A 17,933-nucleotide genomic window follows, 5' to 3' on the forward strand; every position below is an offset into this window, starting at 1 on the left:
GCCCTTTGATTTAACAACCAAAGGACGTTTTTGACCTTAACATTCATCGACAGCTTCCGTTACCGGCACAACAGACTGAACGATTGGCAGTTCGACGATAAACGCCGAACCGACCCCTTCCGTTGATTCGACATGGATCATCCCTTCATGGGAGCGGACGATTTCCTGACAAATCGCGAGACCGAGACCGGTACCGCCAATTTTTCGACTATCCGAATTGTCGACCCGGTAAAACTTACTGAACAGTTGTGGTAGCGCGTGACGCGGGATACCAATCCCTTCGTCTTCAATCTTCAACTGGACCCGGTCTTCGACTTGACGCATCGTAATCGTGATTTGACCACCGTCCGGTGAATACTTGATCGCATTGTTGATCAGATTCGTGAACAGCTGGCGCATTTTCTGTTCGTCAGCGTGTATCCGTCCCGTCGTTGATTCTTCGAAATCAAGGACAAGGTCATGGTCTTTTGCCGAAGCCGTATGGAACTCGACCGTTTCCTGAATGACTTTCGTTAGATCAAGCGGTTTAAAGTCATACTGTTGCTGACTGGACTCCATCCGCTGTACGTCCAAGAAGTCATTGACGAGGTTCGTCAGCCGCTGTGTTTCCGCATGAATCGTCTCGAGATACCGTTGCCGTTTTGTTTCATGGACGTCGCGCGCAAGCATCAATTCCGTATAGCCGTAAATCGAAGCAAGCGGTGTCCGCAATTCATGCGATACCGTCGAAACGAATTCCGACTTCATCCGGTCGATTTCCGTCTCTGCCGTGACGTCACGTAAGACGAGCATCGTTCCACGGAAACAGCCACCGTAATGGATTGCTTCTGCATACAGCGTAACGAATCGTTCTTCCTTGTTTAAGGAGAGTGATAAACTTTCCGTCGGAATTTCATGACTGCATACTTGATCCATGTACGCGAGGAACGCCTCATGCTGATCGACTTGTACCGCTAGGTCTTCGATTTTGACGTCGAGCGTCATCAATCCTTCTTCCGTCACTTGATCGTGTGCCGGGTGATGGAATAAAGCGAGTAACGGTTTATTCGCAAAAATCAGATCATCTTCGATATAGATGACAGCCTCACGAATCGAGTTCAGAAGTTTTGACGTTTTCTCACGTTCCCGCTCAATTTCCTCAAAAATACGCATCCGGAGTAAGGAAAGTGCCAATTGACGCGAGAATGACCAGATTTCGTTCGTCTGATCTTCCGTGAACGCATCCCGGTAGCGCACGAGATAAATGCTAGCAATCATCGTATTCGTTGCCGGGTCCATCACGGGAACGACGATTTCATACATCGTATACGGATACGGGAGCGGATGGTGACTAGCGACCTGTTTCGTTGAACGAACGGCACGATTGTGCAATCTTGCCCGTTCCAGTAACGAGGTCGAGGCATGCAGCAACTGATGTTCTTGATCCGTCGTCATCCCATATGAAACGATATCCGTATACCGGTCCTGCTCTAAAAAGACGATCGCCCCCAGCTCGGCATCGGTGATTGTAATCAATTTTTCAATGATTGCCGGGTACGCCGTCAACGTTTCACGCGAAGCGAGCGTCTCCGTCAACTCATTGCGATAACGCAGATGGGTCTCATTGCGTAAGGTAATATCGAGCGCCTCTTCCAGTTCTTCCTGTTGCGATTGCAACTCTTCCTGTTGTGCGATTAATTCTTCCTGTTGACTTTGCAGTTCATCATTACTCGAGACCAGCTGATATTTCTGGTTCGAGATGGCAGCTGCCATCTCGTTGAACGTCGTCGTTAATTCGCCGATCTCATCTTGACGGTTCACGACGTTGATCGGCGTCGCATCCTCACCTTTTGCGAGCCGTTCACTTTCCCGGTTCAGCTGGCGAAGCTGGCGTGTCAAGCGACGAACGAACGGTCGAACGAAAACAAGTGTAATCAATAAAAGAATCGCAATATTGACCGCTCCGAGAATTTGCGACGAATTGACCTGTTTGCCGAGCTGTTCTTGCGCTGCCATCTCCTGGTCATTCAGAGAATTCCGGTACTTCGTAAAGACCGTTTCCATGTCGACGATACTCGAACTCATATCAGCGGCACTTTTCGTCTTGATGTTGAACTTCCGTTCTGGATCGAGCGGTTTCGTTTTCGTGACTTTCCCAAGCGTCGGCATTTTCAGGAATGGTTCTGTGACTTCTCCCTCTTTTTTCGCCGCGACATAATTGATCAGACTCGGCATGACCCGTTGCGTATATGCGGTATAGAGCTCCCGTGCATCCGTTGCATACTGCTTTTCTTCCGGAAAACGTGCGTTTTTTTCGAACCACGTCGTCTGACGGTTAATGCCGTTCTTCTTCTGTTCGATTTCCTTCAACATCTCTTCGTCACCAAGCAGAACGAATCCACGCATCTCGTATTGCATGCTTTGCCATGATTCGTATAAATCGGTCGCCCGTGTCCGATGTTCGTTTAACATCTTCAATTCCTGCCGTGAATCATTCACCTGTTGTTTCGTATATAGATAAACACCACCTGTCGTTAGCAGCAGTGTCAAGAAGATTACGTAGAACGCAGACATGATTTGCCGTCCGATTGTTCGATTCAACCAAGTTTTCATAAAAGAATTCAACTCCTTTCCCTTTATCCTTCTCCAGTAATAAAGGTATTCCCGTTCATTCATTGTAAACTTTTTTCAATCGATACACAGCATTTTGCTCAAAAAGATTTCAAATTCATACAACTTTAATCTAAATCGTTGTATATGACAATTAGATATCACGATTGATCGTTTCCAACAAAAAAAGAGCCCCAATCGGACTCTTTTTCAATGATGGTGGTGATGACTATGACGATGGACCGGCTGTTCGTCCGCTAAATGATCGGCATCCAAGATACCAAGTCGTAAGTACTGGGCGACGACTTGTTTTTCAGTCGTTTCGGAAATCTGATCTGCTCCCTGAATGAGCCTTAAAATACCCGTTGCAATCCGTAACGGTTCGAGATTCGTCTTTTCGACCGGAAAACTAGTTAACGTTTCTAAGTAAGCGACGTAGTCCTGTGCATCTGATTCCGTTGGACTGACGAGACGCGCCGCATGCTCGCGCAGTTGTTGCGTCATTGAATTCGTCGAAATTCCTTTTGAAACGCCAGAGATGACTGCAAATAGAATGAATCCGATGATAAGAACAAAAAAGCCGACCATGAAAACCGGCATACCCGAGAAGAAGCCGTCGCCTCCTAATTCGCTTTCCATGAATGCTAGTGTGGACATGATGAACCCTCCAACATGAATAGGATGATAACGCTATCTCATATTACGTCATCCTGCTGAAGAAAGTTTCACCTCGTTAGGTAATTTTTTGTAATTCCGCTTGGAACCAGTCTTCAACGAAGAACCGTTCCGTCTCCGTCTCGATTTGATATGAATACAGCACCTCGAAATCACCCTCTGTCAGCATCGGCAATGTCAATTCACGCACGAGATGGCGTAACTCTTCCGTCAACTCAGCTTCATAGCGGATGAAGCCGTCCTCCCGGTGCTCGACTTCCGTCAAATACGGCAGCAAAATATGTTTCCCGAATGATTGTGGATCATCGATCACTTCCGCTGTCACACCAAACAGTTCTTCTGCTTCTTCGACGAGTCCTTCTGCCGACTGTACTTCGATGTGATCCGGAAACCAGACCGTCAAGCGGCGTCCTTCCTGTAACAGTCGTTCAAAGACAGGACGAAACGTTTGATTTTGAATCAGTTCGTATTGCATCAGTCTTCCCCTTTCGTGAATTCGAATTTTAATTGATCGCGTTCGAGATAGAGCATCGCCTTGAACTGACGCGCATTCTTCTTCATCTCAAGTGGCTTTGTTTTTTGACCTGCGAGTACTTTTTTGACTTCCGTTTGTGTCAATTTGGCACCAAGGATCGTTTTCGGTAACGTAAAGCCACAGTTGTTCTTCTGATAGCCACTGCAGCCATAGAATTTCCCTCGATCAAGCACCGCTGATTGACACAGTGGGCACGGACCGACCGGACGATTCGTTGCACCGCGCGGAGACTTGCTTTTGACTTGCGTCGGATCAACAGCGAGTTGTTCGATTCGTTGTTTGGCATCAACGACGAGATGCTCTGATAATTTTTTTGCCTGTTCGATGAACTGGGCAGCAGATGCTTCCCCTTTGCCGATTTGCTCGAGACGGCTTTCCCACTTCGCTGTCATCTCTGGCGAAGCAAGAATACTTCCCGTCACGGCATCGATCAAGATCCGACCTTTTGGCGTCGGATGAATCTCTTTTTTGACGAGTTTGATGTACTCCCGCCGTTTTAGTCCGTCGATGATCCCGGCACGGGTCGCTTCCGTCCCGAGTCCCTCGACTTCCTTCATGATCGCCTGTAGGTCATCTTCGAGTAATTTACCGGCTGTTTTCATACCGAGGATAAGTGTTCCTTCCGTATAGCGCTTCGGCGGCTCCGTTTGTTTCTCAAGCAGACGACAGCCTTTGATCGGCATCTCCTGTCCTTGTTCGACGGCTGGTAATTCGACTTCCTTTGACTCGATTTGTAAGACCTGTTTAAAGCCCGGATCAATCGTCCGACTGCCGCGTGTCAAAAAACGGTCCATCTCACGCGTCGTCACGATTTCCGTCTTCTCCGAGACAGCGTCCGGCGCAAAGGCAGCAAGAAAACGGCGAACGATCAAATCGTAGACTTGCGCATCTCGTCCGGAGAGCTTCGCAACGGCACCCGCTTCTTCTGTTGGAATGATCGCATAGTGGTCACTGACCTTCGCCGGATTGACGTAGCGCTTATCGTTAGCTGGATTGTTCGTCAGGACATCCTTGATTGGACTATATTCCGCTTGCTTCAGTAACCGATCAAGAATGACCGGGAACTGTCCAGCCTCCTCTTTCGTCACGAAGGACGAGTCCGTTCGCGGATAACTGATCCAACCACGGATATAGAGTTTTTGCGCAATATCGAGCGTCTCTTTTGCACCGAGACCAAACCGTCGGCTCGCTTCTGTTTGTAAGAGTGACAAACTGAACCAAAACGGTGGTCGTTCCGTCTGCCGCTTTTTCTCGATTGATGCGACGACTCCGGTTCCTTTTGTCCGATCCACGATCGCTTGTGCCTGGTCCCGGTCACTCAGCTTCGTCTGTTTCTTCGCATTGATGTATTTTCCTTTGTATCGCGTAAAATCCGCCTCGACTTCGTAGTACGTCTCCGGTCGGAAATTCTCGATTTGTTTTTCCCGTTCGACAATCAGTGCAAGCGTCGGTGTCTGGACCCGTCCGAGGGAAAAGACATCGGCGATGCCCTTCTTCTTCAGTAACGTCGTATAGGCACGTGACGCATTCATCCCGATCAACCAATCGGCGCAAGCGCGACTCATTGCCTCGTGAAAAATGTTCTCCGTTTCCTTACCATCGAGCAGGTTCGCAAACCCATGGTCAACGGCTTGCGGCGTCAGACTGGAAATCCAAAGTCGCTGCAGTGGTTTTGCGTTGTTCGCAAGCCGTAAAATCAACCGTACGATTGCCTCTCCCTCTCGCTCGGCATCCGATGCTATAATGATGGAAGTCGTCGTCCGTTCGTTTAATAATTTTTTGATGACTTGATACGGTTTACTCTTGCCCTTTGCCAGTCGGTAATCAAATCGTTCCGGAATGATCGGCAGATGATCGTAGTTCCATCGTTTCCATTTGGCGTCATAATGCGCCGGCTCCTGCAGTTCGCATAAGTGTCCGACCGCGTAGGCGAGTTTTGCGCCTTGCGGAAACCGGTCACACGGCTTGATTTCGATGTAGCCATCTCGTTTCACAGACGGATACGGGGCTGCCAGCTTTTCAGCTTGTTTTGGTTTTTCAGCAATGATCAATTGCACACGTTTCACCCTCATTTCCTTACTTCAGACATGTGGAGGTACCCATGCCCTATTTTACGTTATTCATGGCTTTATTCTTTATTTCAACATCGGCAATCTTCGTCAAGTGGGCGGAGACCCCGGTCGAGGCTGTCGCCTTTTACCGCATGTTGTTCTCGACCTTGTTGTTGCTCCCGCTCATTCGATTGAAGGAACTGTTGCAACTCAGTTCGTCAACGATCCGGCATATGCTGTTAAGTGGCATTTTGCTCGCCGGACATTTTTGGCTGTGGTTCCTCTCTCTTGATTATACGACAGTTGCGAGCTCGACGCTCTTCGTGACCGCGAGTCCGATTTTTGTCCTTGCCGGTAACGCGTTGTTTTTCAAACAACACCCGTCGCGCAAAGCACTCCTGTTCGTTGCCGTCGCCTTGTTCGGTGGTGGTCTCGTCGCTTACGGGGATATCGCTGTCGGCATGCGCGCCTTGATTGGGGACGGTCTAGCTTTACTGGCAACGATTCTCGTCGCTGGTTACTGGTTACTCGGTCAACACGTCCGGACGAGTGTCTCAACGAACCTTTATTCGTTTGGTGTCTATGCCGTCGCGTCACTTGTCTTGCTCTTGTTATCATTGATTCAATCGGCGAATCTCGTCGCTGCGTTTCAACAGGATTGGTGGCTGTATATTCTTCTGGCGGTCTTCCCGACGCTGCTCGGTCACAACTTGTTCAACTGGGCGCTCGCGCGTGTCAGTGCCAGCATCGTCAGCATCACGATTCTCGGTGAGGCAGTCTGGGGGATGATTTTCGGATACTATCTGTTTGACGAGAAGCTAACATGGATTCAAATCACCGGTGCCGCTTTACTGTTGATCGGAATCGGCTTGTTCCTCCGACGCAATGAACGTGACATCCGTGAACAGCTCGCCCAGCGTGAGAGTGCGAGCGGTCACTCTTCCTAATAACAAAAGCGAACCAAGATGATCATCATCCTGGTTCGCTTTTTCATTACGATCGTGGATCGTCAGGTCGAACTTTCGGTAAACGCCATGTCATCGCGAACGCGAGAACAGCACAAATGATTCCACCGATGAAGACGTAACGCAACCCTTGCGACAATGCGATTTCTGCCGCATACTGCACGTCTTGTCCGAACGTTTTTGCCGTACTTGATTGGAAGAATGGATCAATCGCGTACCCTGAGAGCGTGTCCGACGCTGCAAACGAACGAAGGATGGATAGGTTGAAAATCGTACCGAAGATCGCCACACCAAGCGTTTGTCCCGTCGTACTCAGGAATGAGTTAACGGCTGTTGCCGATCCACGAAGGGACCAATCGACGGACGTCTGGAGCACAACCATGAAGACCGGTTGCGAAAGACCAAAGCCAATTCCGATTAGTGAAACAGCAAGATAAATAAAGACATCACTCGACTCGCGCGTAATCAACGATAAAATCGTCGTTCCGACGATCAGCAATCCCATCCCGGTCATCGTCCGGTACCGGGGTGAAGCGACACCAATCGTGCGTCCCCCGATGATTGCCGTCAGCGTCCAAAAGAGCGACAGTGGCATCAACATGAACCCAGCTTCGGTCGGACTCTTGCCGAGTACCCCCTGGGCAAAGATCGGAATATATGCCGACATCGAGACAAGCACCCACGCCGAAAAGAAAACGGCCAAGTTAATCACAAGAATGACCGGATGGCGAATGACTGCTGGCGGCAAGAGTGGATCACTCGCCTTTTTCTCGACCCGATAAAACGTAAACAGTAAAACGAAACTGATGAAAAAGCTGGCTAGGATGATCGGGCGTAGGAATGTCTCCGATTCACTGCCTGATAATAAACCGTACAAAAACGCGCTCATCCCAAGCGCAAACAGTAAAGCACCCCGGTAGTCGATTTTCCGCTCCGTTTCATGGACCGTCTCTTTGTAGTACACGACGATCATGAAAAACGACAATAAGGCAAACGGTACGTTCAATAAGAAGATGTAGCGCCACGAAAGCGATTCGACGAGGAATCCACCGACAAGTGGTCCGGCGACACCCGAAATCCCCCAGACGGCACTGAGAATGCCTTGGATTTTCCCGCGTTCCTCATATGTATACAAATCACCGATGATCGTCATCGCGATCGGCAACACGGCTCCTGCCCCGATCCCTTGAACGGCACGGAAGACGATTAACATCTCCATCGATTGAGCAAGTCCACACGCTAGTGATGCTACTGTGAAGACACCAATTCCGAATAACAGGACACGTTTTCGTCCATATAAATCGGCCATCTTGCCGTAAATCGGTGTCGAGACAGCCATGAACAACAAGAAGCCGGCAAAAATCCAACTGACTAATTTTGCCCCGTTCAATTCACTCGCCATGACAGGTGTGGCCGTTGCGACGATTGTCCCCTCGATCGCGGCTAAAAACGTCGCGAGCAACAGCGCGACGGTTACTTTTTTCCTCATTTGTTCCACTTCCCCTCTACTGTTCTATCATACTGGTTGGACCAGTGATAAGAAAAGTAAATGCTTACGAAACAGGATTCGCGGGAACGGTATGGAATGGTATACACTAGACTCAGATTCACGATTTCGAATGGAGGAATGTCCTATGTTACGAAAAACGGCACTGATTACCGGTGCATCGGGTGGAATCGGACTCGATCTCGCTGTCCTTGCAGCGCGAGACGGTTTCGATTGTGTCCTCGTTGCCCGCAATGAAAAGAAACTCAAGGAACTGCAACAGGTCCTTGAAAAACGCTATCAGATCAAGGTCTATGTATTCGCTGCTGATTTATCACTAAGCGACAGCGTTGATCGTCTCGTGCAGTACTTAGAGGAACAAGAATTGACAGTTGATCTATTGTTCAATAATGCTGGCTTCGCCACGTCGGGACGCTTTGCGGAAATTGATCCAACAGAAGACATCAACTCGATCCAGGTCAACGTCGTCGCCTTGACGGATTTGACGAAACGTCTTTTACCGGGAATGGTTGAGCGTGGCTTTGGACGCATCTTGAATGTCGCGTCGGTCGCTGCCTTCATGCCAGGACCTTACATGAGTGTCTACTATGCGACAAAAGCCTATGTCCTCTCGTTCTCCGAAGCACTTGCAACGGAAGTCGATGGCTCTGGCGTCAGCGTGAGCTGCCTCTGCCCGGGACCAACTGATACGAACTTCTTCAACCGGGCGAACATCACCCTGCCGTTCAAGAGTATGCCGTCACACCTCGTCGCCTTCGCCGGGTACCGTGGTATGCTCAAAGGACGCCGCGTCGTCGTGCCAGGTGCGGGCAACCGCGCCATGGTTTCTTTGTCCCGTCTCTTGCCACGCCGTCTCCTGACAGAAGTGACAGGTCGAATTCAAGATCCTGCTCGTCAGCAAGAATCGTCGACAGAAGAAGAACTCCTGTACGCGAATTCATGAAAAAAACGGAAGGACCAGATAGCTGGTTCTTCCGTTTTTATATTTATGCCTCGTAATGACGAAAACGCCGCGTTGCATAACGTTTGAAGCGATCAAAGGTCGTCGTATAGCGATACAGATAACGAATGACGAGCGCACCCGTGATCGAGACGATATAGCCCGTCGATAAGACGAGTAACCAGGAGACGATCGCAAGGAACCAGGAGCTCTCGAACCGTAAATGTTGCCATAGTAATCCTTGTGAAGAGGTAATCAGCATAGCACTCGGGAAAATGGCGGCAGCAAGTAAGTAACAAGCAGCGTAACGTCCTCTAATCGTACCTTTCATCAACAAGATACTGCCAAACACTAAGCCAACACTCGAGACGATGAGCAACATGACGACATAAGCAAGCGAAATCGATGATCCCAGCATATGCCTTCCCTCCTGTTCGGTATGTTACTATTCTGTACCCTTCTTTTCATCGAATGAATGCAAAATTCGCAAAAAAATCGGAAACAATATCCAAATGAAGATCGCGTTACTGAATCCGTGAAGCATATCAAATGTCCCCCCGGTTACAAGCAGTGTCAAAAAGGCCTGCCACGAGAAATCTGTCAACACTAAGAAACCGAGATTACTTACCCATCCGTATAAGAAACCAGCTAGAAATCCATATCCAGTCAATACGATCCGGTAACGAAGAAACGGAACGATTCCTAGACTGGCAATCGTTGCATACGCCAGCGCTTGAAAGAGTACGAACGGACCGCTTCCGAGAAACAAGCTCGTCAACACGACGACAAGCATCCCAGAAATGGCCCCGACGATCGGATGGACGAAGACGGCTACTAATAAGACAAGTGCCGTTGCCGGCTGAATATTCGGCAAACCAGAAAACAACAACCGTCCGACAATTGCCGCCGCCGTAATGATGGCGATGAATCGTAATCGCTGATCCGTCATCTGGAGTCTCTCAAACATGACTAAAAACAGACAGACGATTAGAACCGTTGCGACGATCATACGAACAACCGACTTTCTTGTAAAAAATCCTTCGTCGGTCCATCAAAAGCAACTTCTCCGTGCACGAGATATATGATCCGCTGTGCTGCCCGAATGAGAACTGGATCATGCGTCGCCATGACAATCAGATTCGCCGGATTCTGCTTCCACGATGCGACGAAAGCCATTCGTGCGCTGTCATCAAGACCAGCCGTCGGTTCATCAAAGTAATAGCTGTCTTTACTCCAATCGATATCGTCCAAGAGACGTTTTTTTTGCGTCGTAAAACTACCGCTTCGATCGTCTAATGGCGCAAGCATCGGATGCGCTGGTACATAATGCGTCTCCCCCGATCGACGGACTTTTCCGTATAGCGGTCGCTCGACACCGAGTGCGAGTCGAAGTAGTGTCGACTTCCCACTACCATTCGCACCGATGATCGCAATGCGTTCACCTTGATGAAACGACAATTTTTCTGTCACGAGTGCATAGCGTGTCTGTAACGGATAACGGTGTTGGACGTTTTCGATCCGATTCAGGACACGACCTGTCAGTTCAGTAGCGCGACTCGTAATCGCCAAGTCGGATTGTATCGTCATCGAGCAATGGATCTGACAATCAAACCGTCGTTCGATTTCTTCAAGCAATCCCATCAATCGCTTTCGCCTCACATGATCAAGAAAGAGAAACGGTTCCGACAAGAACAAGGCCTTTGGTGACGAAGACAACGCATGACCGAGTCCGACGAGCTGTTGTTCTCCGGATGAGAGTTCACTCGACTCTGCTTCGAAAAAAGCTTCTAGTCCAAGCAAGGTCGCGAGTTCTCCTGCCCGAAACAAGGAACCCGTCGCCAGAAGATCCCGGACACGTCCATGAAGCAAGCGCTCCGGTGTCAAGACGGGTTGTTCATGTTCGCTCGCCTGTTGATGTAGCCGCGCTTCGCGATTTGTGTCGGTATACATGATAGGCATCCCGGATTCCTCCTTTTGTAAATAATAATGATATTGGCAGCAACAGCGCCGAAATGATGGACCATGGTGTGAAACAAAGCATCAGTCCCGTTGTCAGCAGTACTCCGGTCTGAACATCACGTCTCGTAACCGATCGTAAGCGAGACGGCGCCGCTTCAATTGGTAGGATATGATAGGCGGCCATCCGCTCCAGTCGAACGGCAAGCGACGCTTTCGGATGACTCATCTTGACTTCCGGCCAAGTTCGTAAGAAAGACGGAATCAACGCCAGCACCATCCCCGTCAATCGTGTCAATCGAGGTAAGAAACGAAACAATGGTCCCATCTGATCGAGTCGAACCAACGTAAAAATCCATTGACTCGAGGTGACGAATAACGTTACGCGGATTGTCGTTTCGTAAATTGCTACTGTGTCGATACTTGCCCCATAAAGAAGCGGTATACACATCATGACCGCATAAAGAGCTGGAAGGACTAAATAACGAAACACCATTCGTTCCTGAACGAATAAGAACAAGAGCAGATGATAGACGACGATCACTGATTGATCATGTGTGAGGACGAACGGAATCGTCAACATACCGATGAAAAAGAGAGCGACGTTCACTGGGTGAAGTCGCTCCCGATCTGGTTTACTCAAAATAAGCCATTGCATCTTTTTCAAATCGCCATTCGAGACGATCTCCTTTTTTCAGTTCAAAACTTCCGGCACCGACTTCGCCTGGTTTGCCGTTGACCCCGAAGACCCAGCCACTACCTGCTCCAGCCGATTTCTCACGGATCCCATCGACTGCCGTTACGTATGCCATCTCACCTTTACCTGTTTTGACGACATCGAGCGTTGTATCTTCCAGGGCATCCAGTGCTGTATCTTTTTCGTTCAAGCATACGTCTTTATTAAACAACGTCTTATCCATGACGTGATCGACGACCGATACCTTGACTTCCGCCTCACAAGACGCTGTTTGGTTTTCCTCTTTTGCTTCCGCGCAACCGGCAAGTAACACGATACTTGCCGCAAATAGCCATTTTTTCATCGTACGACTCCTTTTCGCCTTGATGTCTCAAAGCTGTAATTGTATAGCAGAATGGTTTTATCGCGTAAGGATTGACCATCAGAACGCAAATACGTCAATCGAATCGCATTCGCTAAGACATCATCCCCTGTATTGACATAGGGAATCAGCTTCCCTTCGTCATCAATCAAAAAGACCGTTGCATCCTGCAGACTGAACGTTTCATAAAGCCCGTCAAGATCCATCTCGATATACGGAGTTTTGGAATCGTGCAGAATCTCATGCATCGACACTTTCCGCAATGTTTCAAATGATTGGCTGGCATCAATCAACTTTTGATAATACGATGTCAATGATTTCGTCGCCAACTCTTCACGTGGCCGATAGGAAATCGCCCCTGTCAGTTCCTGATAGCTGACATCATAGCGGATGAATCGTTTTGGCGTTTGGACAAGCATCTCAAACGACGCGTTCCGAAGATTACCTCCCTGATCGAACATCAACTGACTTTGCTCTAACCGAAGACCATCCTCACCGACGCGCCGCTCGATTTGTGCAAGAAAGCTGTCGAACGAATCATCTGTGATTGCTACGCGGCCAATCTGTTGGGTTTCTTCCCGCAACACACCTGCATCAAAGGGACCGAGAAACAGTTGGAACAGGAAAAATAAAAATCCGAACAACGCCATGTACCGTTTATAACGGGAGTTCTTCTTCGGGTGCAAGACGATCAGGAACACGATGATCCCAAGCGGCAACTGAATATCATAGACCGGAAAGGATACAGCACCGAGGCAGGCATAGAATATGAACTTCATGTACAAATATGTTTCTTTTTCGGTCCGCCGCTCGAGCAAAAATGCTAATCCACTCGCAGCGAGTAAGAACAGCGCCCACAATATGAGAAAATCCATCGTCTATCCTTTGACCGGAACGACCCGGTGGTCATGCATCAGGTGACTGTTCGGAAAAACTTCCCGTGCTTCTTGCTCAAGCAAATCTTCCTGTTCGACATATCGTGCCGATACATGTGTCAGGAGTAACGTTTTCGCCTCTGCCGCTCGAGCGATTTCAGCTGCTTGTCGGGCTGTCGAGTGACCGAAACGTCCGGCATGTTCAACTTCTCGGTCTGCAAAGGTAGCTTCATGGACTAGTACATCGACACCGTGTGCAAGCGTCACCGATGCTTCACATGGCATCGTGTCGCCGAGGACAGCCAGCTTGACACCTGATTTCGGTGCTTCTAAAAAGTCGGACGATGCATAGACCGTACCATCGAACTCGAACGTCTCTTCCTGTGTGATCCGGCGATAGAGCGGACCAGACGGTACACCGAGTGCTTTCAGGGCATCAACGCGTAAAGCGCCCCGCTCCTGCGGTCCTTCAAGCCGGTATCCGAACGCCAAAAACCGGTGTTCGAGCAGGCGCGCAGTAATCAGAAAACCGTCCTGTTCATACGTATGACCGTCCTCAACTTCAATGATCCGGAGTGTATACCGTAAATACGTTCCCGTGACGCGCAACGTCGCTTCGATCCACTCTCGGATTCCTGGCGGTCCGTATATCGTCAAGGGGGTTGTCCCCTCTAATGCTGCCCGTGTACTGATGAAACCGGGCAGACCAAAGATATGATCTCCGTGTAAATGGGTGATGAAAATCGCATTGACTTTCCGCGGTTTGATCGGACTATGCAGGATTTGATGCTGCGTTGCCTCCCCGCAATCGAACAACCATGTCATCTTGGGGTGTAACAAGGCAATCGATGTGACGTTCCGTTGTTTCGACGGCATACCGGCTCCTGTCCCTAAAAAATAAAATTCCATCTTTTTCCCCTTTTCGTAAAATTAGCATTTTTTATACACAAAATACACCTTTCGTCTGATGAAGCATGGTAAACTGTACCTATTCAGATTTGGAAGGTGGTTTTTTCCATGACTAAGATTGAACGGACTTATGCCCGCATCGTCCGGGAAGCCCGCAAACTGAACGAGAGTTATCGGCAAAAATACGGAAAGTCGATTCAAATCGATGAAATCGCTTCGACCTTATTATGTACGGAAGAACTCGTTCTAGAGTCTATGGAATATGTGGATCGTCCTCAAGTAGTTTAATCGTACAATGATAAAGAGTGTACCGCAATGTTGCGGTACACTCTTTTTTGTGTTTTACCAGCTTATTTGTTCGTGATGTAATCGACTAGCGTCACGCAAAGTTCCGCTGTTTTGACGAGTTCTTCGATTGGCATCTTCTCATTCGTCGTGTGGATATCTTCATATCCGACAGCCAAGTTGACCGTTGGGATACCAAAACCAGCGATGACGTTGGCATCCGATCCACCACCCGAATGCAAGAGGCGTGGCGTGCGTCCAAGTTGTGTGATCGCTGCTTTTGCGACTTCGACGACTTGATCCCCGTCCTCGAACTTGAAGCCCGGGTACATGACTTTGACTTCAACTTCGGCACGACCACCGAGTTCCGCTGCCGCTTCTTCGAACGCCGCTTTCATCTTCTCCGTCTGTGCCTCCATCTTCGGAGCAACGAGTGACCGTGCTTCCGCGAAGATTTCGACGTAATCGCAAACGATGTTCGTCGACGGGCCACCACCGCTGAATCGGCCGATGTTCGCCGTCGTCTCTTCATCGATTCGACCGAGTGGCATCTTCGCGATTGCTTTTGACGCAATCGTAATTGCTGAGACACCTTTTTCCGGTGCGACACCGGCATGTGCTGTTTTCCCGAAAATCTTCGCATTGACTTTTGCTTGTGTCGGAGCAGCCGTGATGATGTCTCCGACTTTCCCGTCTGAATCGAGTGCAAAACCGTAATCCGCATCGATTTTTGATGAATCGAGGACCATCGCCCCGACGAGTCCAGATTCTTCACCGACTGTGATGACGAACTGAATTTGACCGTGCGGCTGTTTCGTCTCATTGAGTACATGAACGAGTTCAATGATAGAGGCGAGACCTGTTTTATCATCCGCTCCAAGAATCGTTGTTCCGTCCGTTTTGACGTAGCCGTCCTCGATGATCGGTTTGATGCCTTGACCCGGGAACACTGTATCCATATGGGAAGTGAAATAAATTTTATCGACACCTTCTTGTGTCGCAGGGAGCGTAACGATCAAGTTATTTCCTTTATGTTCCGTCTTAGACGAAGCGTCATCCTCAAACACGTCACATCCGAGATCCTCGAACGTTTTTTTCAAGTGAGCACAAATCCGTGCCTCTTCTTTTGATTCGGAATCGATTTGAACGAGTTCTAAAAACGTATCCAATACGCGTTGTTCATTAACCATGTCAAAACCCTCCTCTTATATTGATGAATCCACTAGCGCTTTATCAGTATACCATCCCGACAGACGTTTGCACTTCTGAAAGGTTGTTTGTACAATGGCAATAATCAGTTGAATTCAAGAGAGGAGTGCATGACAGCATGGCAAAACCATCAAAACAACAACGCATCATCAAATGGACGACAATCGGAATCCTGGCGATTTTCTTGCTCGGTACGTTCGCTTCGACGATGTTCTATTTCTTTTGATTGACGAACCGTTGTTTAAGGCGTAGATACTGTTCTGCTTCCTGCAACATGTGCAGTAAGGCGGAACGGACCTCGAACTCCTCCCGGGTGACGGGTAAGGCAGAGGCCCGAAATTGTGCCAGCAATAATTCTAGTTCTGAAATGTACACCCTTGCGTCGGCTTCTGGTCGGACATTGTCGCCAATCGTCCGAAAGAAGCCGGCGACTTTTTTTCCTTCCTCGACGACGAGGACGAGTTCTTCGGCATGATGGACAATCCCGCGTAAGAGCTCGAATTGTTGCTCCCGCATCCGGAAATACGCATAATCCTCGTCATCATTACGGCGACCGATCGCGTTTCCCATCCGTTTTAAGGCGGCATCCTTTCCTTCACGTAGCAGACGTTCCGTCTCATCTAGCGTCAACGCATGGTGATTGACCCGCCCTGTCTCGATCGCAGCGGCGACCTCGAAGAATAAGGCAGCAATCCGTTGATCGATCTTTTCTCGTCGGTCGTCAATCAACAAATCAAGACTCGGCATATACATGTTGACAAGCATCCCGATACCGACACCGATTCCAAGTAATAAGGACTCGTTCAATAGAATATGGACATTGAGCTGTCGTTCCGTATATAAATGTGTCAGAATGACGACACTCGTGATGAAACCGTCCTGAAGTCGGAGGCGTTGCACTGCCGGAAGAAATAAAATGAAATAGATCAACAGTGTCACCGGTCGGTACCCGATGACCTCAAACAGAATAAAACCGAGGATGATGGCAAGAAACGATGCCATGATCCGCTCGTAAGAAGAACGGAATGTCTTCTTGCGCGTCGACTGGATGCTTAAGATGGCGATGATGGCGGCGAAGACGTAATAATCGAGTTTTAGCCACTCGGCGACCCACATGGCAACAGCAGCTGCGACAGCCGTTTTCAGTGTCCGGTAACCAATTTGCACGTATGTCACCCCCTGATGTTTTTCTTTGTTAGACTACCTACGTTGGACGTGAATGTCCATCGCTTTTTTAAAGGACGTGATTTTCGTTGACGACACGCACGATCCGACCCGGTCGTCCTGTACGACGGACCGGGTCGATAAAAGGATTACTGTTTTTCTTTTTAGTTGGTGTCCTCCTGTTCTTTTGGCTACGGGAGGAACCGAAGACTGTCTTAACACCGCCGGCACCGTACACGACCGAACGCTATGATGACGGGGATATTACTGAACAGGATTTTCAGACGTTTGCGGAAGCAAAGGACTATGCCGGAACACGCGGTGCTGTCAAACGCTCATCGGATGACCGCTACGTCTATCTCGGTGGAAAAGGCACCGGCATCGTCGATGATCGCGGTATTCTTTCGATCCATCGTGATGCTGACTTAAAGAAACGACTCACCTACGTCGCTTCCGGCACGCGTGTCCAGCTGCTCGATTTCGGGAACGAGACGAGCCGGGTCAGCATTGCCGGTGTGACCGGTTATGTGCCGTCAGACCGGTTACGTCCGTTTCCAGCAGAACGTGTCTCGAACGCATCCTATTACCAGACGAAAGGAGACCGCCTCCTTCATTACATCGTCGCGGACGGCGGGCTCGGTGGATTGATCGTCGCCGGTGAAGCAAATAAGACGACTTCCCGGACGAATGCTTATGTCGAATCAAAGACGCTGACACGCGACTTGACGAAACCGACGCGTCTCAGTGCCAAACAGCTCGATGCCTTCATCAAGGGTCAGGCTCCAGATAGCCCCTTGATTGGTAAAGGAAAAGTCTTTAAGTCCGTTGAAAAAAAATACCGCGTCAATGCTGCCTACCTGCTCGCACATGCCATCCATGAATCCGATTATGGACGGTCAGAGATTGCCCGTGAGAAAAACAATCTGTTTGGCGTCAATGCGACGGATTCCGCCCCCGGAGAAGATGCGACCGTCTATACATCCTTGACGGACTCGATTCAGCAGACCGGCCGCTTCATCGCAAATGACTATCTCAATCGGGACGGTCGGTATTACCGGGGTGCCTACCTCGGAAACAAACAAAAAGGGATGAACGTCTTTTACGCGTCCGACCCGTTCTGGAGCGAAAAAATCGCCGGTATCCTAGTGAAAATGAACGCCTTCTAAAACGGAGATATGATACACTATAGGGCGAGACAACAATCATTGAGGAGTG

General features: G+C 49.2%; 18 protein-coding genes. 4 read left to right on the plus strand and 14 right to left on the minus strand.

Features of this window, described 5'->3' with window-relative positions; translation table 11 throughout:
• Positions 1–36: 36 nt before the first annotated feature.
• From ACRPK8_RS05150 to ACRPK8_RS05165, 4 genes are all read right to left on the minus strand, one after another.
• A complete protein-coding gene (locus ACRPK8_RS05150) occupies positions 37–2,592 on the minus strand; it encodes an ATP-binding protein (RefSeq protein ID WP_432237230.1) in 2,556 nt (851 codons plus the stop codon).
• Between the two features lie 207 nt (positions 2,593–2,799).
• A complete protein-coding gene (locus tag ACRPK8_RS05155) occupies positions 2,800–3,246 on the minus strand; it encodes a hypothetical protein (protein ID WP_432237231.1) in 447 nt (148 codons plus the stop codon).
• Between the two features lie 76 nt (positions 3,247–3,322).
• Positions 3,323–3,739, minus strand: coding sequence for a hypothetical protein (locus ACRPK8_RS05160; RefSeq protein WP_432237232.1), 417 nt, complete (start codon positions 3,737–3,739; stop codon positions 3,323–3,325).
• The gene (locus tag ACRPK8_RS05165) at positions 3,739–5,856 is read right to left on the minus strand and encodes a DNA topoisomerase III (protein ID WP_432237233.1); all 2,118 of its coding nucleotides are present in this window, start codon (positions 5,854–5,856) and stop codon (positions 3,739–3,741) included. Before ACRPK8_RS05165 ends, ACRPK8_RS05160 begins: the two co-directional genes overlap by 1 nt.
• Positions 5,857–5,900: 44 nt before the next feature.
• Between ACRPK8_RS05165 and ACRPK8_RS05170 the strand changes: the two genes are divergently transcribed.
• Positions 5,901–6,797, plus strand: a complete 897-nt coding sequence (locus tag ACRPK8_RS05170) for a DMT family transporter (RefSeq protein ID WP_432237234.1) — start codon at positions 5,901–5,903, stop codon at positions 6,795–6,797.
• A gap of 46 nt (positions 6,798–6,843) precedes the next feature.
• Here the strand turns inward: ACRPK8_RS05170 and ACRPK8_RS05175 are convergent, their stop codons facing one another.
• A complete protein-coding gene (locus ACRPK8_RS05175; RefSeq protein WP_432237235.1) occupies positions 6,844–8,304 on the minus strand; it encodes an MDR family MFS transporter in 1,461 nt (486 codons plus the stop codon).
• Positions 8,305–8,449: 145 nt separating this feature from the next.
• Between ACRPK8_RS05175 and ACRPK8_RS05180 the strand changes: the two genes are divergently transcribed.
• Positions 8,450–9,265 carry an SDR family NAD(P)-dependent oxidoreductase gene (locus ACRPK8_RS05180; protein WP_432237236.1) on the plus strand — a complete coding sequence of 272 codons (816 nt, stop codon included), beginning with the start codon at positions 8,450–8,452 and terminating at the stop codon, positions 9,263–9,265.
• A 43-nt stretch (positions 9,266–9,308) separates the two neighbouring features.
• Here the strand turns inward: ACRPK8_RS05180 and ACRPK8_RS05185 are convergent, their stop codons facing one another.
• The 7 genes from ACRPK8_RS05185 to rnz are packed head-to-tail and all read right to left on the minus strand — an operon-like array spanning position 9,309 to position 14,060.
• The gene (locus ACRPK8_RS05185; RefSeq protein ID WP_432237237.1) at positions 9,309–9,680 is read right to left on the minus strand and encodes a hypothetical protein; all 372 of its coding nucleotides are present in this window, start codon (positions 9,678–9,680) and stop codon (positions 9,309–9,311) included.
• Between the two features lie 27 nt (positions 9,681–9,707).
• Positions 9,708–10,271 carry an ECF transporter S component gene (locus ACRPK8_RS05190; RefSeq protein WP_432237238.1) on the minus strand — a complete coding sequence of 188 codons (564 nt, stop codon included), beginning with the start codon at positions 10,269–10,271 and terminating at the stop codon, positions 9,708–9,710.
• Positions 10,268–11,221, minus strand: a complete 954-nt coding sequence (locus tag ACRPK8_RS05195) for an ATP-binding cassette domain-containing protein (protein WP_432237239.1) — start codon at positions 11,219–11,221, stop codon at positions 10,268–10,270. Before ACRPK8_RS05195 ends, ACRPK8_RS05190 begins: the two co-directional genes overlap by 4 nt.
• Positions 11,157–11,876, minus strand: a complete 720-nt coding sequence (locus ACRPK8_RS05200) for a hypothetical protein (RefSeq protein ID WP_432237240.1) — start codon at positions 11,874–11,876, stop codon at positions 11,157–11,159. The genes ACRPK8_RS05195 and ACRPK8_RS05200 overlap by 65 nt, the downstream gene beginning before the upstream one ends.
• Positions 11,854–12,258 (minus strand): DUF4430 domain-containing protein, encoded by a 405-nt coding sequence (locus tag ACRPK8_RS05205; protein WP_432237241.1) that lies wholly within the window; start codon positions 12,256–12,258, stop codon positions 11,854–11,856. The genes ACRPK8_RS05200 and ACRPK8_RS05205 overlap by 23 nt, the downstream gene beginning before the upstream one ends.
• Entirely contained in the window at positions 12,255–13,151 is an 897-nt protein-coding gene (locus ACRPK8_RS05210; protein ID WP_432237242.1) for a hypothetical protein, read from the minus strand. The genes ACRPK8_RS05205 and ACRPK8_RS05210 overlap by 4 nt, the downstream gene beginning before the upstream one ends.
• Before the next feature lie 3 nt (positions 13,152–13,154).
• The gene (rnz, locus tag ACRPK8_RS05215) at positions 13,155–14,060 is read right to left on the minus strand and encodes a ribonuclease Z (protein ID WP_432237243.1); all 906 of its coding nucleotides are present in this window, start codon (positions 14,058–14,060) and stop codon (positions 13,155–13,157) included.
• Between the two features lie 108 nt (positions 14,061–14,168).
• Here rnz and ACRPK8_RS05220 point away from each other — a divergent pair, with 108 nt between their 5' ends.
• Entirely contained in the window at positions 14,169–14,348 is a 180-nt protein-coding gene (locus tag ACRPK8_RS05220; protein ID WP_023467629.1) for a hypothetical protein, read from the plus strand.
• Between the two features lie 62 nt (positions 14,349–14,410).
• Here ACRPK8_RS05220 and ACRPK8_RS05225 read toward each other — a convergent pair whose 3' ends face one another.
• Complete coding sequence (locus tag ACRPK8_RS05225; RefSeq protein ID WP_432237244.1) at positions 14,411–15,535, minus strand: M20/M25/M40 family metallo-hydrolase; 1,125 nt, start codon at positions 15,533–15,535, stop codon at positions 14,411–14,413.
• A gap of 232 nt (positions 15,536–15,767) precedes the next feature.
• Entirely contained in the window at positions 15,768–16,721 is a 954-nt protein-coding gene (locus tag ACRPK8_RS05230) for an aromatic acid exporter family protein (protein ID WP_432237245.1), read from the minus strand.
• Positions 16,722–16,807: 86 nt separating this feature from the next.
• On the opposite strand from ACRPK8_RS05230, the gene ACRPK8_RS05235 reads away from it, so the two are divergent.
• Positions 16,808–17,884 carry an N-acetylglucosaminidase gene (locus ACRPK8_RS05235; protein WP_432237246.1) on the plus strand — a complete coding sequence of 359 codons (1,077 nt, stop codon included), beginning with the start codon at positions 16,808–16,810 and terminating at the stop codon, positions 17,882–17,884.
• The last annotated feature ends 49 nt before the right edge of the window (positions 17,885–17,933 follow it).

The sequence above is a fragment of the Exiguobacterium sp. TDN 0502 genome (assembly GCF_050846835.1).
Taxonomy (GTDB): Bacteria; Bacillota; Bacilli; order Exiguobacteriales; family Exiguobacteriaceae; genus Exiguobacterium_A.

What these genes read in the sequence shown, in the direction of transcription:
- ACRPK8_RS05205 (WP_432237241.1), bottom strand. Translation starts at nt 12,258, where the DNA reads ATGAAAAAATGGCTATTTGCGGCAAGTATCGTGTTACTTGCCGGTTGC.
- rnz (WP_432237243.1), bottom strand. Translation starts at nt 14,060, where the DNA reads ATGGAATTTTATTTTTTAGGGACAGGAGCCGGTATGCCGTCGAAACAA.
- ACRPK8_RS05180 (WP_432237236.1), top strand. Translation starts at nt 8,450, where the DNA reads ATGTTACGAAAAACGGCACTGATTACCGGTGCATCGGGTGGAATCGGA.
- ACRPK8_RS05185 (WP_432237237.1), bottom strand. Translation starts at nt 9,680, where the DNA reads ATGCTGGGATCATCGATTTCGCTTGCTTATGTCGTCATGTTGCTCATC.
- ACRPK8_RS05195 (WP_432237239.1), bottom strand. Translation starts at nt 11,221, where the DNA reads ATGCCTATCATGTATACCGACACAAATCGCGAAGCGCGGCTACATCAA.
- ACRPK8_RS05210 (WP_432237242.1), bottom strand. Translation starts at nt 13,151, where the DNA reads ATGGATTTTCTCATATTGTGGGCGCTGTTCTTACTCGCTGCGAGTGGA.
- ACRPK8_RS05190 (WP_432237238.1), bottom strand. Translation starts at nt 10,271, where the DNA reads ATGATCGTCGCAACGGTTCTAATCGTCTGTCTGTTTTTAGTCATGTTT.
- ACRPK8_RS05175 (WP_432237235.1), bottom strand. Translation starts at nt 8,304, where the DNA reads ATGAGGAAAAAAGTAACCGTCGCGCTGTTGCTCGCGACGTTTTTAGCC.
- ACRPK8_RS05160 (WP_432237232.1), bottom strand. Translation starts at nt 3,739, where the DNA reads ATGCAATACGAACTGATTCAAAATCAAACGTTTCGTCCTGTCTTTGAA.
- ACRPK8_RS05150 (WP_432237230.1), bottom strand. Translation starts at nt 2,592, where the DNA reads ATGAAAACTTGGTTGAATCGAACAATCGGACGGCAAATCATGTCTGCG.
- ACRPK8_RS05200 (WP_432237240.1), bottom strand. Translation starts at nt 11,876, where the DNA reads ATGCAATGGCTTATTTTGAGTAAACCAGATCGGGAGCGACTTCACCCA.
- ACRPK8_RS05155 (WP_432237231.1), bottom strand. Translation starts at nt 3,246, where the DNA reads ATGTCCACACTAGCATTCATGGAAAGCGAATTAGGAGGCGACGGCTTC.
- ACRPK8_RS05225 (WP_432237244.1), bottom strand. Translation starts at nt 15,535, where the DNA reads ATGGTTAATGAACAACGCGTATTGGATACGTTTTTAGAACTCGTTCAA.
- ACRPK8_RS05220 (WP_023467629.1), top strand. Translation starts at nt 14,169, where the DNA reads ATGACTAAGATTGAACGGACTTATGCCCGCATCGTCCGGGAAGCCCGC.
- ACRPK8_RS05170 (WP_432237234.1), top strand. Translation starts at nt 5,901, where the DNA reads ATGCCCTATTTTACGTTATTCATGGCTTTATTCTTTATTTCAACATCG.